Source organism: Stenotrophomonas maltophilia (assembly GCF_006974125.1).
Classification (GTDB): Bacteria; Pseudomonadota; Gammaproteobacteria; order Xanthomonadales; family Xanthomonadaceae; genus Stenotrophomonas; species Stenotrophomonas maltophilia_O.
Genome location: NZ_CP037858.1, coordinates 732,653 through 747,378, shown reverse-complemented (window position 1 = coordinate 747,378; position 14,726 = coordinate 732,653). Strand labels below are relative to the sequence as shown.

Here is a 14,726-nt window from a genome sequence, read left to right as displayed (position 1 = left end):
TGCGAAGGGCGGGGGCAAGGGTGGTCTTGGGCAAATGGCCTTCACGTGCGAGAATACGGCGCTGCCCGGGCGACCGGGACCCGATTGGAGAGATGGCCGAGCGGTTTAAGGCACCGGTCTTGAAAACCGGCGAAGGGTCAAACCTTCCGTGGGTTCGAATCCCACTCTCTCCGCCAAGAAGTTCAGAAGAGCCCCTGGAAACAGGGGCTCTTTTGTTTTTCCGGACAGTGCGAGAAGGATCTCGTGGGCGAATGCCGTCAGTTGAGGGCTCGTGTCATCAGTCTGACTCCGGTTGTGCCGGATATTGCTGCACGAACTGGTGGGTCGATCTCGTTCGGCTATGCCCAGATTCGCTGCCAATTGTCTCAGTTGACGCTTATGGGCAATGTCATTGATGCGGGCATCGTGTAGCTTCCTCAAGATGCTTGTTGCCCCGCCTGCCGACTGGAAGCATCAGCTGATGGTTGGCAATGGATAGCAGCACAGTTGGATCGGAGCGACGGGCAGCGCTGCATCGATATGGTCCTATGTACATGTCGAAGCCTCCGTACCCGCTGCGAAATGCTGTTGCTAGGCAAGTTCGATCGGCAATTTCAAGGAAGAGGTAAGGTCATGAGGAAGATCCGACGGGGAAGTCCGGGTACATTTCTTTCTGAAGCAGGTATCAGCTGGCTTGCCGCTCGGCTGATGATTACGCTTCTCTTTGTGGCGGGCTGTGCGATGTCCCCTGCAGCGCGTGCATACACGTCTATGCAGCAGGCAATGGCTACATGCCAGGCAACACTGCCTGCATACGCTGGGCACAACTATTGCGCACCTGGATATGGGGTCGGTTGGATCGGAAACCCGCCTGGACCTCACGCTTTCATGCGTCCTGTGGGGCAGTCACGATTGCATGTGGCAGCTTGGGGGTTTGGGTGTCCTTCCGAGGAGAAGTGGAGCAGGCGCGCAGGGCGATGCGTTCAGAAAGACGGCCCACCCGAGTATCCGCTTCCCGGTCTCGAGGATCCTGAAACTGGCGAGTACGGCTCACCGAAATGCGACAGCAATTGTCTCATTGCGGGAGGCAACGGAAGCAATCCCATTGACAGCGCCACCGGCAACAAGCGGCAGCATGAAGTCGACTTTGTTGGTGCGGGCGTCTTCCCGCTGAGCCTGGAGAGGACATACAACAGCGGTCGGGCGCTTGAAGGTGATCCTCTGCCGATGGGGGTGGGTTGGACGCATTCGTACTCAGCACGCCTTTATCCGGTGACGGATGGCAACTATGTGATGTATCGGATCATTGCGCGGCGCTCAAATGGAGCGCGGCAGAGCTTCACTCGCGTTGGCGATGAGTGGCTGAGCGATGCAGATGTTGCAGGTAGGATCAGTGTTTTCATGAGTGGAGGGCACTCAGCTCGTTCACCTATTCGCGCGGCGACGGCACTGTAGAAACCTATGATCGTGATGGTCTGCTCACATCGATCACCGATCTTGGCGGTCATCGACAGGTACTGTCCAATGCTTATGCGGATGGCATCAAGAGGCTGGAGAAGGTAACCGACCCCGAAGGGCGAAGTCTGGTCTTCACGTACAAGGATCAAATGGTCGCATCGGTCACGTTGCCAACCGGGCGTGCTATCCGATATGGCTACGCCGATGGGGATCTGGTCAGCGTTTCCTATCCGGAAGCGCCAGCCGGTGAGTCCGTCCGTCGCTACCACTACAACGAATTGGATCAGACGACTGGTGTTTCCCAGCCCCACACGTTGACGGGCATCACCGATGAAAGTGGTCAGCGCTACGCGAGCTGGGGTTACGATGGCTATCGGCGTGGTGTTTTGAGTGTCCACGGTGACTACGCGACGGGTACCATCGATAGAACCTTGCTAGCGTTCAATGACGATGGCACGACGACTGTCACCGACAGCTTGGGGAAGGTGCGCCACTATGGCTTCGATGTGAAGCATCGTGTCGCCCGGCTCGCGTCCCTCGATGAGCTGTGTCTGGGGTGTAGCAACACCGCCAGGGCCAAGACCTATGATGGGAATGGCATGGTGCAGTCATCGGTGGACTTTGCCGGTAACGAGACAACATTCAGTCACAACGCGCGCCTGCTCGAAGTCCAGCGTGTCGAAGCTGCCAACGATGCAACGGGTCTGCGGCGAATCGTGCAGACCGACTGGCATCCAAGTTTGAGGGTGCCGGTCGAGCGCCGCATTCTTGATGCGGCGAACGTATTGGTATCCAGGTCCACCTGGACCTATAACGCACGGGGGCAAGCGCTCGCTGCTACGCAGGTCGATCCGGCGACGGGCGAGGCGCGAACCACAACGAGCACCTACTGCGAAGCGGACGATGTGGCGGCAGGGCGGTGCCCATTGCTCGGTCTGCTTACCCAGGTCGACGGACCCCGATTGGATGTCACTGACACGACGTCCTATATCTACTATCCCAGCAGTGATGCAGGCTGCGCCACGGGCTCCGGCTCATGCCTCTACAGGAAAGGCGACCTCTGGAAGGTCATCAATGCAGCGGGTCACATCTCCGAGCTGCTCGCCTATGACGGGGCTGGAAGACCGACGTCTGTCAAAGACCCCAATGGCATCGTTACCGAGATTGCGTACCATCCACGTGGCCGGCCAACCATTGTCAGATTTGATTCGGCATCCGGCGCTGGCGCACGCACCACTCGCCTCGACTACTGGCCCACAGGCCTCGTCAAGCGGGTAACGCAGCCAGATGGATCCTCTGTTTCCTACTCCTACGACGTAGCCCACCGATTGACGGCGATTTCCGATAGCCAAGGAAACTCAATCACATTCGTCCTGGACAATGCAGGGAATCGAGTCGTGGAAGAGACACGGGACGTCAATGGCGTGCTGAAGCGGGCGCTCAGCCGGATCTACAACCAGTTCGGGCAATTGACCACAGAGGCAGATTCCGGCGCCAACCCCACCGATTATTCCTACGACGCCAACGGTAACATCGCTTCCAGGACCGATGCTCTGGGTCGCAAGAGCCGGCAGCAATACGATCCATTGAATCGCCTTGTGCTGTCCCTTCAGGACGTTGGCGGTTTGGATGTGGAAGTCCGTACGCACTACAACGCCATGGACCAGGTGATCCGGGTAACTGATCCCAAGGGGCTGTCTACAACCTATTCCTACAACGCCTTTGGCGACCTGACTGGGCAAGTCAGCCCAGACAGCGGTGCCAGTCAGTACACGGTTGACTCTGGCGGCAACCGTCGGACGTTCACCGATGCCCGTGGCGTTACTGCTTCGTATCAGTACGATGCTCTGGATCGGGTGATTGGAATCGCCTACCCGGATGCCAGTCTTGACGTGAGCTACAGCTATGACCTGGCGCCAGAGTCGTGCCCTGCCGACGAGCGGTTTGCAAAGGGGAGGCTCGGCCAGGTGCAGCATGCTGGTGGCAGTACGCTGTATTGCTACGGTCGCCTTGGCCAGATCACCCGGAAGGTGCAGACCATCAATGGTCTGACACGGACAGTGCGATACTCCTATAGTCCATCCGGAAACCTTGCGACACTGGTGTACCCGGACGGGAGCATCGTCGACTACGTCCGGGATGGCTTTGATCGTGTGAATCAAATCGGCCTGACCCGGCCTGGTCAGGCCCGGCAGGTCGTGGTGAACGACGTAGCCTACGCCGCCTTCGGTCCGGTGATCGGCTGGACGTATGGCAATGGTCGGCGGCTGGATCGTCCTCTGGATCTCGACTATCGCGCACAGGCTGTGAATGATCCGACCCCCGGGGGGCTCTCCCAGAGCTACAGCTACGATCCCGTTGGCTCCATCGTTGCGCTGAAGAATGGCAGTGGCTCGCAGGTGATGGCCCGCTATGCCTATGATGCCCTGGGGCGCCTCACGCAGACTCAGGATGGGCTCACCGCAACGCCCATCGAAACCTATGCATACGATTCCTCCGGCAACCGCACGTCGCTGAAGACCGCGGGTGGCACCTTGCTCTACACCTATCCCGCGACGAGTCATCACCTGACAGCTGTGGATGGTGTGGGGCGCGATCATGATGCCTCCGGCAACACCGTTCGCGTGGAAGGCAAGGAATACGTGTACAACGACGCCAATCGCATGGCAGCGGTGAAGCAAGACGGGAATGTGCTTGAGGGCTACGCGTACAATCACCTGGGGGAACGCATTCTTCGCGTTCCGTTCGGCGGTGATAAGCAGATCACGCTCTATGACGAAGCCGGGCAATGGCTGGGCGACCACTTTGAATCAGGGCGGTCGCAGCAGGCGATCTGGCTTGATGACTATCCAGTGGCATTGGTCAGCTCAGCAGACGCTGGTTCTCCGGAGTTGGTCTACATCCAGCCCGATCACCTCGGAACGCCGCGCGTCGTGGTCGATCCTGTTCGAGACACTGCCATATGGGAATGGAGCAGCAGGAGCGAAGTATTCGGTAATCAGATACCGAACCCGGATCCTGACGGTGACGGCGTTAAGTTTGACCTTTCACTTCGTTTCCCGGGGCAGCAGGCGACGGAAGCGACCGGGTTGTTCTACAACTATCAACGTGAGTATGACCCAGCAGTGGGGCGCTACTCCCAAAGCGATCCGATTGGGCTCGCTGGGGGTATTTCAACATTCAGTTATGTAAGTGCTCGACCTGTCCAGCGCGTTGACCCAAAGGGTCTTCGCGAGCTGCAGCGCTTGGCTGGACAGCTGGCCGATACAGGGCGGAGCTCGGAGATGGATGCCGCAGGCGTTGTGGCATCGAGTGCAACGGCAGCGCAGTTCATGGATCTCGGTGCGTAGCTCGATCCGACAATCGGCAACGCGTCGCTGTTGGGGGCGCTGATGAATTCGGCGTGGTTGACCGATAAGGAACGAAGGGACCTCGAGTACCGTAAGTACAAAGAGTTGAATCAGCAGGGATATAAGCGGGATGAGGATCCATGCAAGAATCTTAGGAATATAATCGAGTACATGAAAAAGCTCGCATTAGCGAGGCATTCATGGGACATGCGATGGATGACGCCAAAGTACCCTGGGGGTCGCCACGCTGCGGTGAACGCCAGAGATTGGGCGGAGCTGAAGATCCTTGAAGAGAGACATCGTAGGGAGTGTCCCGATGAGTGCAACTGATCCGGAACTGAAGAGGCTGCTTGCGAGGTTCGATGATTACCACGCCTTCGAAGGCTGCGAGTTGACGTGTCCTGAAAGCCATGGAATCGACGACGATACGCCACTGCATATAGCGGCGTTCAACAATGACGTGGAGCTGCTCAAGGAGCTGATGCCGTTCGTGACCAATATTGACGTGCTCGGAGATATTGGGCTGACGCCGATGGCGAACGCGGTGATTAATGAAGGTTTCGAGGCCGTTGTCTATCTTCTTTCCTGTGGTGCGGACCCCATGATCTTGGATGAGGTGGGCGATTCGGTGCTGGAGATAATGAAGAGGAGACCCATCTTCAATGAGCTGGTCGAGCAGATCGAGAGCGGGATGCCAGGGAGGGTTCAAGGTGGATGAGGTGTGGGTACTGGGGCGTGCTCGTCACTCCGCAGCTCAGGGCAGCCTGAGATGATCACGGAGTCAGGATGGCGCGCCATTGCACGTAGGTGCCATCGTGGTTCGTCGGCGGCACTTCCACCGGCGCGCCAGGTTGGATCAGCTCGTTCATATCGACTGTTGATGCAGTGCGCCCAACCTACGCATCGAACTCCCGCTTGTTCTTGCGCCCTCGCGCAAGCAGATCGCCGACCGCCCTGGCATGAGGACGGGCATCGTTTTTCTCCACATTTTGCTTCAGCGCATCGCAATGGGTTCCTCGCAGCATGGCCTGGTGCGCATCCTCTGCGCGATCGCGCTCCTGGTTGATGCTGGGCAGGCGCTGAAAGCACGGCGGCAAATGCGAATGCAGTCATTGACAGCTCGGGTGTTCCGGCAGCGATGGGAACCCGACGCATGAGAGTGGTGGTGGCTTGAGGTCGGCGCCGCCCGTGGCGCATCGCTGCGCGTTCACCGCTCTTTGCAGGATGGAGGGGCATCAACTGCAGCTGCGTGAAATCTGAGGGGTTCGAATCCCACTTTTTCAGCCAAGAAGTTCAGAAGAGTCCCTGGAAACAGGGGCTTTCTGTTTCTACAGCTCTTGCGGGCCAGCCATCCGGTCACGAGGGTCAGGTGAAAAAATAAACCGGTGCATTCCTCTGGCTGCAGGGAATTGCTTCATTCAAGGACGGTAATCGTTCCAGGTGCCCAAGCGCTGACGCTGGCGGCAGGAAATTTGAATGTGCCAGACACCCGCGCTAGGCTTCGGATGCCCAAGGAGGGCGACCAACGGAGTCATGGCATGAAGATTGGATTCAAGCTTTCTGTTGCTGTTGCGGCCTGTGCGTTGACCTTTGGAATCGGCAGCGCCACGGCGAAAGCCCCCGGCCCTTGTTCCGTCTGCGAGGTCCAATACATTGCATGCGAGGCGTCGGGTACAGACTTGAGCATCTGTACCCGGAACTATATGCAATGCTTGCGTCTGAATGGCTGCATTATCCCGTAATAAGACGCGGCGAGGACGTGTGGGGACCTTGCGATACCCTGCAGCCTCGCCACCATCCAGACAAAAGCCCCGGTCCTGCCGGGGCTTTTTCGTTTCCGGAAAGGCCATGGCGCGCATCATGCCGGGGGCGAAACCGAGACGGTGCCTGTGTGCCCTGATGCAGACAGGCATATGTGGAGGGAGCGGGATGCATTCATCCCCGACGCGCACCCTTCGGCTTGTTATGGCACAACGGGTAGCTCGAGCACGACCGGAACACTCCATGCGGTCCATTGCGGTCCACGAACACGCCCACCTTGCACACCGGGCAGCGCTCTTCATGGATGGCCACGCCTGAAATAGCGGTAACTTCCACTGCCCGGTCCTTCACCAGCTCATCCAGGAACGGCGAGTGCTTGCCCTGCAGGGTGAACATGGCTACCGACCGTCGCGCACGCGTCAGCGCCACATAGAACAACCGCCGCTCTTCGCTCAATGGGTAGCTGTCTCCATCCGGCATCGCCAATGAAAGCACCGGATCATCCGATCGCAGGCTCGGGAAGCCTCGGTGGACGATCCCGGGCAGAATCACATAATCCGCCTCGCGTCCCTTAGATCGATGTGCGGTCAGGAACTCGACGTCCATCGTGCTGCCGAACGCAGTCTTCCAGTCTGAAGGTACTGTGCTGCGATCCGCGCGGTAGCGCCCCAGGATAAACACCGTCACGCGTCCGTAGCGTCCCTGCGGCAAGGCCCCGGACAACAACTGCTGATGCAGTCTGGCGAGGTACTGGCGAACACCATCCTGCATTTCTTCGCGTCGGTTCATCTGGAACGCCTGCAACACCGGGCCCAGCGCCGGTGCAGCCGAATGAACCGCCTTGGCAATCTGCGCTGGATTCCGGCTGATGAAGCGGCTGGACGCATCGCAGAGCGCCTGCGGGCAGCGGAATGTCTGCTCCAGCTTCAGCACCTGGCCCTGGCCCATCCATTCGCGGAATCCGGTCATCACTGAGACGTCGGCGCCGGCGAAGCGATTGATCGACTGCCAGTCATCGCCTACCGCAAACAGGTAGCGCCCTGGTTTGCTGACCAAGGCGCGGCAGAGCCGGGCGCGGGCACGCGAGGCATCCTGGAATTCGTCGGCCATCACCAGTTCGTAGGGCGATTCATAGCGGCCCTGCTCCAGCAGTCCGGCCGCCATGTTGAGCATGTCTTCGAAATCGATGCCGTGCTCGTCAGCCAGTGCGTTGTCCCAAGCCTGGAAAACAGGGCTGGCGATTTCCAGGAAGCGCCGATGCCGTTCCTTGAACTGATCTTCGGGCATCTGCCGCAGGCGCTCGGCCATGTCATCCAGCGTCAGGCAATTGCTCTTTGCGTGGGCAATGAATGTGCGCATCAGCCCGATCAGGTCCGCGTCCGGCATCGGCTTTGCGCCCTGCTCGGGTAGCTCGCGGTCGGGGTTGGGGTCGAGTTCGACACCCGACCCGCCAAGCCTCTCCGCAAGATCCTGCAGGGCGTATCCACTGCGAAGACCAAACGAGGTGGTCTCGACAAGGGCGGTGCCGCGTGCCGCATGCTGCTGGCGCTTCCAGTGCATGCCCTCGGCGTAATGGGCGAAATGCGCCGGCGGCTGGCCATCGGCATCCAGCGCAAAGTGTTCGTGATACAGCCCGGCGTCCGGGTAATAGAAGTCGGGGCGATACTGGCGATGGGTGTCGGTGGCCGTATCGAATTCGTAGCGCCGCTCGTAGTCGTACGTCACGCCGTTGTAGAACAGCCAGTCAGCGATGACGCACTCTTCCAGGCTCTTCACCCGCTCACCCTGCAGGGCGCGGATGTAGGGCGTGCCATCGCGGTCGTAGCCGTCGGCCTCCATTTCCGCACCGAGTGGCGGCAAGTCGCGCCCGAACACCAGGCGGAACATGTCCCATTGGGTGCGGAAGTAGGTCGAGCGGTCCTTCAGGTCGTCCACCAGTTCGGCCAGCTTGTTGAAGCCCAATGTGGCGTCAGTGGTCCATTCCGGGATATCGGGCTTGCGCCCGGTGGCTTTGGCGATGATGGCCAGGCCCAGGGCGTGGAAGGTCCGCGCCTCAACCACGGTGTCGCCCATGCCGAGCCGATCGAAGGATCGCTGCGCGCGCTCCTCCAGCTCCTTGGCAGCGTCCTTGTTGAAGGCGAGCATCACGATGCGTTCGGGTTCGACAAAGCCCCGATCAATGGCATAAGCGGCCTTGGCGACCATGGTGGAGGTCTTGCCGGAACCGGCCGCGGCTACGACCTGCACCCGGTTGTCGAGGCAGATGACGGCGCGGGCCTGTTCTTCGGTCAGCGGCTTGCTCTCGACCCGGTCCAGGAAGTCCTTGGCCAACGCCAGCTCGCGCCGGGTCATGGCCTCATTGGCTTCGGCCCAGGCAGCGGACCAATCCAGGTTCCAGTCGCGCAGGGCGTCCAGCGCTGCACGATGGCTGTCCGCGCGCAGGTCTTCATGCACGTTTTCATCGCGGAACAGCTGCTCCAGCTCCGGCGGCTGCAGGGGCAGGGCGCAACGCTCAGCCAGCAGCGCCTGCTGCTGTTCGTGGGTGATCCAGCGGCGGCCGGCATTGCCTCGGTCAATGAGGGCGTCCGCGTCGTTCAGCCACGACTGGACCTGCTCCAGAATCGTGTCGAACAGGGCCTTGCGCCCTCGCGTGGTGCGCACAAAGAGCACGTGTTGCAGCTCAGCCGCAAGCCGGGACGCTTGTCCATTGGGGAGCCCGTCTACGCACAGCCCAGCAGCATCGCCGGTCTGCAGCTCGACCCGTGACCAGAAGATCCCTGGATGGATCTGCACCCGCTGATCATCATCCACGCGCAGCCGGTACTGCTGGCCGGAGACACTGAGTTCAACATGCTCGCCATCAAGCCGCAGCGACCAATGAGGCGAACGGGTCACGCGTCGGCCCCAGCCCGAGGGGCACCATTCCATAGACATCCAGATACTGCCTTGCAAGCGTCAATAGGGCGTATTGGGCCCCCAAGCCCACATGATAAGGGCCCTTGACGATGCGTGCGGCCTTGCCTGCAGGCACGGCGTCACTCGTAGGCGCGATCCTGCTTCGTGGGCGGTACTTCGACTACATCTCCGCGCCGGATCAGCTCATCCAGATCCACCGCCGAAGCGGCCAGGGCATCCTGTGCATCGAAATCCCACTTGTCCTTGTACTCGCGTGCCAGCAGATCGCAGACCGCCTTGGCACGCGGATAGGCATCGTCCTTGCCCTCGTTCTGCTTCAGCGCATCACGATGGATCTGGCACAGCGTGAGCTGGTGCGCATCCTCGGCGCGCTCGCGCTCCCAGGTGATGTCGGGCAGGCCCGAAAGCGCAGCGGCAAGTGCGAACGCGGTCATTGGCATGTCGGGTGTCCAGGCGGCGATGGGAACCCGAGCGTATGCGAGCGGCGTTGGCTTGAGGTCACCGCCGCCCGCGTCGTTTCACCGCGTGTTCACCATTCGCCGCAGCATGGGAGCTGCATCAACTGCAGTTGATCCAGACGATCCGCTCACGCATTCACATCCACCACAATCCGCCCGCGCACCTTGCCCGGAATGATCTGGTCGTAGACGTCCAGCACCCCGGCAAGCCCGATCAACTGTACGGTGCTTTCCAGCTTCTGCGGGTCCAGGTCGGTGGCAAGCCGGTCCCATGCACGCTGGCGGACGGCCTGCGGCGCATTCACCGAATCCACGCCGGCAAGCGTTACGTTGCGGAGAATGAAGGGCAGCACCGAGCCATGCAGCTCATCACTCTGCGCCAGCCCGCAGGCGGCCACCGCGCCGCGGCACTTCGTTTCGGCAATGGCGTTGACGAGGGTGGGACCGCCTGCCACATCGATCACACCGGCCCAGCGCTCGGCACTCACCGGCCGCTCGCGCGGTTCTGAAAGCTGCGCGCGGTCGATGATCTCGGCGGCGCCCAGGCTGTGCAGATACCCGGCGTGTTCGGGGCGCCCGGTTGCGGCCACCACGCGATAGCCCAGCTTGGACAGGATCGCCACCGCGATCGAGCCGACGCCGCCGTTGGCGCCGGTGACCAGCACATCGCCCTCCCCGGGCGTCACACCGGCATCTTCCAATGCCAGCACGCACAGCATCGCGGTGTAGCCGGCGGTGCCGATGGCCATGGCGTCGCGGGTGCTCAGGTTGGCGGGAATCCTGTTGAGCCATTCGCCGCGAACACGGGCACGCTGGGCGAGGCCGCCGTGGTGGCCCATGCTGAGATCCCAGCCGTTCAACACCACGCGGTCACCGGGTTGGAAACCGGCATTGCCCGATTCCAGCACCACGCCAGCCAGATCGATGCCAGGGATCAACGGGAACGTCCGGATCACCGGGCGCGTGCCGGTGAGGGCCAGCGCGTCCTTGTAGTTCAGCGTGGAGTACTCGACCTGCACCAGCACGTCGCCATCCATCAGGTTGGCTTCATCGAAATCGACCAGCTCCGTGGATACGCCGTCGTTGGTCTTGCGGGTCAGCAGTGCCTTGAAACTCATGGTGCGGTCTCACGTTCAGTGGATGAGCCCATGCTAGGCTCGCACCACTATCGCAACAAGAACGATGATTTTCCGTAGGTACTATGGTTTTCCGGAGTATGCATGCGTAGCAGGCGTTGGGACGGCAAGAGCGGTTGCGCGGTGGAAGTCACGCTGTCGGTCATGGGCGGCGTGTGGAAGCCGATCATTCTGTTTCACCTGATGACAGGCAAGCGACGCTTCATGGAGCTGACGCGGCGTGTGCCCAACGCCACACAGTCCATGCTGACCAGCCAGTTGCGGGAACTGGAGGCTGACGGCGTGGTGATCCGCCACGTGTACCCGGAAGTGCCGCCGAAGGTGGAGTACGAGCTTTCCGAATTCGGGCGCACGCTGGTGCCGGTACTGCTGGCCATGCGCGAGTGGGGTGAAACCTATCGCGGTTTCCAGCGTTCTTCCTGAGTTGATTGCGGACTGGGCATCGAATCTGGCGCATGCCAATGCCAGCCCCCGGATGGGGGCCGGCACACGTCACGGCAACGCGTGACTTACGGGATGGTGCAGCCGCTGTTTCTCAGGCAACGGGCGAACGCCGGGTAACAGACGTTTTCGCCATTACCCGCCGCCAGGCATGCATCGTAGGCGGTGTAGCACGGGGTACAGCGGGACTGCGCGGAGGCACTGCCGATTCCCAGGGTCAGTGCAGCAGCCGCAATAGCAACAGACAGCTTGAATCCAATCTTCATGCTTCACTCCGTTGATAGCCCTCCTTGGGCACCTCGGAGGCTAACGCGGGAAGAGGGTGCATTCAACCCGCACCGCGCCCGGATCAGCATCCATCTTCAGTGCCTGGCCCTGAATCTACTTTGTTGGCGTATCTGCAGTCTGTGCGGCAACCATGGCCTGCTGCATCTCCTTCAGCGACAGATAGCCGTCACCATCGGTGTCCAGGCCCGCAAAGTACTTCGCGATCTCCGGCACCACGGTGGCTTCCTCCTTGCTGATCCTGCCGTCTTTGTTCTTGTCCATGGCAGTGAACGCGGCGTCGATCGAATCGGCCTGCTTGCTGAAGCGTCCCTGCTGGAACCTCGTGTACTCGGCCTTGTCGACGCGTCCGTCGTTGTTGGTATCCATCGCGGTGAACGTGGAATCGATGTAGGCCTGTTTCGGGTCGGCCGGTGCGGCCCCGGCAAGCAATGGGGCAGCGCACAGGGCAATCAACAGAGCAGTTCTGGTCATGGGGTGTTTGTCCTTGTTGAGGGTCAATCAGCGGCAGGGATAGGTGTAGCCGTCGGCGCCGCGATAGGTATCGTTGCGGCGGTCGTAGTTGCCATAGCGGTTCATGCAGTAGTCGGCGCGCTCGCGGACTTCCCGTTCGCGCTTGGCAGCAGCGGCAATCACGCCGGCCACCACTGCTGCACCAACCACGCCCACCACCACGCCGGCGGTCTTGGCGTCGTGCCGGCGCTCGCGTTCCCGCTCACGTTCGCGCCGCTCCCAGGCATCACGATCGCGATCACGGTAGTCCTGGTTCCACTGCGGGGCGTAGCGATCGCCTCGTTGCGCATGGGCGTCGCCGGAGTAGGGCAACAGCACAACCAGTTGTACGGTTGCTGCCAGCAGTAATGCGGTTCTTCCTGGTTTCAGAAACATCGTCCGGCTCCTGTGCAGACATTGTGGGTAGCTGCAGTAGACCGCGCAGACATTGCGCGAACCTGCCGTCACTGCTGGCAGATGCTGTGGCTATCGAACCAGAGCCTCCACTGGATCCAGCTGGGCGGCGCGGCGTGCGGGCAGGAAGCCGAAGCCAATACCAATCAGGCTGGAACAGGCGAAGGCGGCCAGAATCGAGTGGACGGAGAACACCAGGCTGAAGCCCACGTTGGCCAACGCCAATGCGGCACCCAGCGCCAGGGCCACGCCGATGCCGAGCACGCCACCGAGCAGGCACACCAGCACCGATTCGATCAGGAACTGCTGCAGGATGTCACTGCGACGCGCGCCCACCGCCATGCGTACGCCGATCTCGCGGGTGCGCTCGGTCACCGAGACCAGCATGATGTTCATCACGCCGATCCCGCCCACCACCAGTGCGATGGCGGCGATGGAGCTGATCATCATGGTCAGGATGCCGGTGGTCTGTTCGATGGATTCACGGATCTGCGCGTTGTTGCTCATGTAGAAGTCGGTGCTGCCGTGGCGCCGCGTCAGCAACCGTGCGATGGCCTGCTCGGCCGCTTGCATGCTGATCGCATCGGAGACGCGCACGGTGATGCTGGAAACATGCCGCTGCCCGAGCATGCGCGCCATGGTGGTGGTGTAGGGCAGCCACACCCGCAGCAGCGAGGCATCGCCGGCCGCACCGGCGTCCTTCTTCACCACGCCCACCACGCGTACCGGCACGTTGCCCAGCAGCAGGCTCTGGCCGATGGGATTGTCCGCCGCAGCGAAGAAGCGGGCGCGGGTATTGGCGTCGATCACCACCACCTGCTGGTAGCCGGCCACGGCGGGTGGCCCGAAGAAGGCGCCTTCGCCAAGCTTCAGGCCATGTACGCGGAAGTACTGCTCGCTGACGCCCTGCACCTGCACGCTGGCCGAGCGGTTGGCGCGCAGGGCGGTTCCGCTGGTAGCCACTCCGGGCGTGGCACTGTCCACGAACGGCTGCCGGGCCAGAGCCACGCTGTCGCCGGGGGTGAGCGTTTCCACGCGTGCCGAATGCAGGTCGCCAAAACCGGATCCGGGATAGATCTCGATGGTGTTGGTGCCCAGCGATGAGATGTTGGACAGGATGGCCTGCCGCGCCCCGGTGCCCAGCGCCACGACCGACACGACCGACGCAATGCCGATGATGATGCCGAGCATGGTCAGGAAGGTGCGCATGCGGTGCGCATTCATTGCGCGCAGGGCCATCCGGAACGCCTCTGCGAAGCGGTCACGCATCGCCTGGAGGCCGCTGCCATGGCCGCGCAGCGGCAGGGCCTCTACTGGCGCTTCTGTGGCCGGGCCCCTGCCCGTGGCACGATCATCGACAATCCGGCCGTCGCGGATTTCGATGATGCGCTGGGCATGCTCGGCCACGGCCATGTCATGCGTTACCAGCACCACGGTATGGCCCTCGGCATGCAGTTCGCCGAGGATCTTCATCACCTCCTTGCCGGAGTGTGTGTCCAGTGCACCCGTGGGTTCATCGGCGAATATCACAGCGCCGCCGTTCATCAGTGCGCGCGCAATCGAAACGCGCTGCTGCTGGCCGCCTGACAGTTCGCCCGGCAGATGTCGCAGGCGCTCACCCAGGCCCAGCCGCGCCAGCAGTTCGCCCGCCCGGGCGTGGCGCGCGTTGGCCGGCATCCCCGCATAGATCGCGGGCACTTCCACATTGCCCAGTGCGGTCAGATCGGTCAGCAGGTGGTAGCGCTGGAAGATGAAGCCGAAGTGCTCGCGGCGTAGTTCGGCGAGTTCATCGGGCGACATCCGTGCGGTTTCGCGCCCGCCGATCTGGTACTGGCCCGCAGAAGGGCGATCCAGGCAGCCGAGAATGTTCATCAGCGTGGACTTGCCCGAGCCGGACTGGCCGACGATGGCCACCAGCTCACCGGCACGGATATCCAGGTCGATGCCATCGAGCACGACCAGGGTCTGTTCGCCGGCCGCGAACTCGCGGCGGATGCCGCGCACGCGCAGCAGCGGTGCGTCCATTTCTTTGCCCG

Annotated in this window: 10 protein-coding genes, 1 tRNA gene and 1 pseudogene; 5 read left to right on the top strand and 7 right to left on the bottom strand. The window is 61.6% G+C overall.

The features are described from left to right. The first annotated feature begins 86 nt into the window (after positions 1 to 86). From EZ304_RS03475 to EZ304_RS03465, 4 genes and pseudogenes are all read left to right on the top strand, one after another. Positions 87 to 176, top strand: a tRNA-Ser gene (locus tag EZ304_RS03475). A gap of 343 nt (positions 177 to 519) precedes the next feature. Further along, a complete protein-coding gene (locus EZ304_RS21260) occupies positions 520 to 1,434 on the top strand; it encodes a DUF6531 domain-containing protein (protein ID WP_428999721.1) in 915 nt (304 codons plus the stop codon). 1,424 nt (positions 1,435 to 2,858) lie between these two features. Continuing rightward, positions 2,859 to 4,667, top strand: a pseudogene (locus EZ304_RS21255) (RHS repeat-associated core domain-containing protein); the annotation flags it as partial. Positions 4,668 to 5,103: 436 nt separating this feature from the next. Next, positions 5,104 to 5,505, top strand: a complete 402-nt coding sequence (locus EZ304_RS03465; protein ID WP_099550971.1) for an ankyrin repeat domain-containing protein — start codon at positions 5,104 to 5,106, stop codon at positions 5,503 to 5,505. A gap of 1,217 nt (positions 5,506 to 6,722) precedes the next feature. Here EZ304_RS03465 and EZ304_RS03450 read toward each other — a convergent pair. The 3 genes from EZ304_RS03450 to EZ304_RS03440 form a co-directional block, all read right to left on the bottom strand. Next, complete coding sequence (locus EZ304_RS03450; RefSeq protein ID WP_142808066.1) at positions 6,723 to 9,476, bottom strand: UvrD-helicase domain-containing protein; 2,754 nt, start codon at positions 9,474 to 9,476, stop codon at positions 6,723 to 6,725. 107 nt (positions 9,477 to 9,583) lie between these two features. Then, positions 9,584 to 9,904, bottom strand: a complete 321-nt coding sequence (locus tag EZ304_RS03445; RefSeq protein WP_142806279.1) for a hypothetical protein — start codon at positions 9,902 to 9,904, stop codon at positions 9,584 to 9,586. A gap of 146 nt (positions 9,905 to 10,050) precedes the next feature. Continuing rightward, on the bottom strand, positions 10,051 to 11,040 hold the full coding sequence (locus EZ304_RS03440; RefSeq protein WP_142806278.1) for an MDR family oxidoreductase: 990 nt from the start codon (positions 11,038 to 11,040) through the stop codon (positions 10,051 to 10,053). 102 nt (positions 11,041 to 11,142) lie between these two features. Between EZ304_RS03440 and EZ304_RS03435 the strand changes: the two genes are divergently transcribed. Further along, a complete protein-coding gene (locus tag EZ304_RS03435) occupies positions 11,143 to 11,481 on the top strand; it encodes a winged helix-turn-helix transcriptional regulator (protein WP_142806277.1) in 339 nt (112 codons plus the stop codon). An 86-nt stretch (positions 11,482 to 11,567) separates the two neighbouring features. On the opposite strand, the gene EZ304_RS03430 is transcribed toward EZ304_RS03435, so the two are convergent. The 4 genes from EZ304_RS03430 to EZ304_RS03415 form a co-directional block, all read right to left on the bottom strand. Beyond that, positions 11,568 to 11,765, bottom strand: a complete 198-nt coding sequence (locus EZ304_RS03430; protein WP_080355030.1) for a hypothetical protein — start codon at positions 11,763 to 11,765, stop codon at positions 11,568 to 11,570. Positions 11,766 to 11,880: 115 nt separating this feature from the next. Then, positions 11,881 to 12,258 (bottom strand): EF-hand domain-containing protein, encoded by a 378-nt coding sequence (locus EZ304_RS03425; RefSeq protein ID WP_099550976.1) that lies wholly within the window; start codon positions 12,256 to 12,258, stop codon positions 11,881 to 11,883. A 27-nt stretch (positions 12,259 to 12,285) separates the two neighbouring features. Further along, positions 12,286 to 12,672, bottom strand: coding sequence for a hypothetical protein (locus EZ304_RS03420; RefSeq protein ID WP_099550977.1), 387 nt, complete (start codon positions 12,670 to 12,672; stop codon positions 12,286 to 12,288). A 90-nt stretch (positions 12,673 to 12,762) separates the two neighbouring features. After that, positions 12,763 to 14,715, bottom strand: a complete 1,953-nt coding sequence (locus EZ304_RS03415) for a MacB family efflux pump subunit (RefSeq protein ID WP_142806276.1) — start codon at positions 14,713 to 14,715, stop codon at positions 12,763 to 12,765. Between the last annotated feature and the right edge of the window lie 11 nt (positions 14,716 to 14,726).

Coding starts and splice junctions, on each gene's coding strand:
- EZ304_RS21260 (WP_428999721.1), top strand. CDS start 520: ATGGTCCTATGTACATGTCGAAGCCTCCGTACCCGCTGCGAAATGCTG.
- EZ304_RS03465 (WP_099550971.1), top strand. CDS start 5,104: ATGAGTGCAACTGATCCGGAACTGAAGAGGCTGCTTGCGAGGTTCGAT.
- EZ304_RS03450 (WP_142808066.1), bottom strand. CDS start 9,476: ATGGAATGGTGCCCCTCGGGCTGGGGCCGACGCGTGACCCGTTCGCCT.
- EZ304_RS03445 (WP_142806279.1), bottom strand. CDS start 9,904: ATGCCAATGACCGCGTTCGCACTTGCCGCTGCGCTTTCGGGCCTGCCC.
- EZ304_RS03440 (WP_142806278.1), bottom strand. CDS start 11,040: ATGAGTTTCAAGGCACTGCTGACCCGCAAGACCAACGACGGCGTATCC.
- EZ304_RS03435 (WP_142806277.1), top strand. CDS start 11,143: ATGCGTAGCAGGCGTTGGGACGGCAAGAGCGGTTGCGCGGTGGAAGTC.
- EZ304_RS03430 (WP_080355030.1), bottom strand. CDS start 11,765: ATGAAGATTGGATTCAAGCTGTCTGTTGCTATTGCGGCTGCTGCACTG.
- EZ304_RS03425 (WP_099550976.1), bottom strand. CDS start 12,258: ATGACCAGAACTGCTCTGTTGATTGCCCTGTGCGCTGCCCCATTGCTT.
- EZ304_RS03420 (WP_099550977.1), bottom strand. CDS start 12,672: ATGTTTCTGAAACCAGGAAGAACCGCATTACTGCTGGCAGCAACCGTA.
- EZ304_RS03415 (WP_142806276.1), bottom strand. CDS start 14,715: ATGGACGCACCGCTGCTGCGCGTGCGCGGCATCCGCCGCGAGTTCGCG.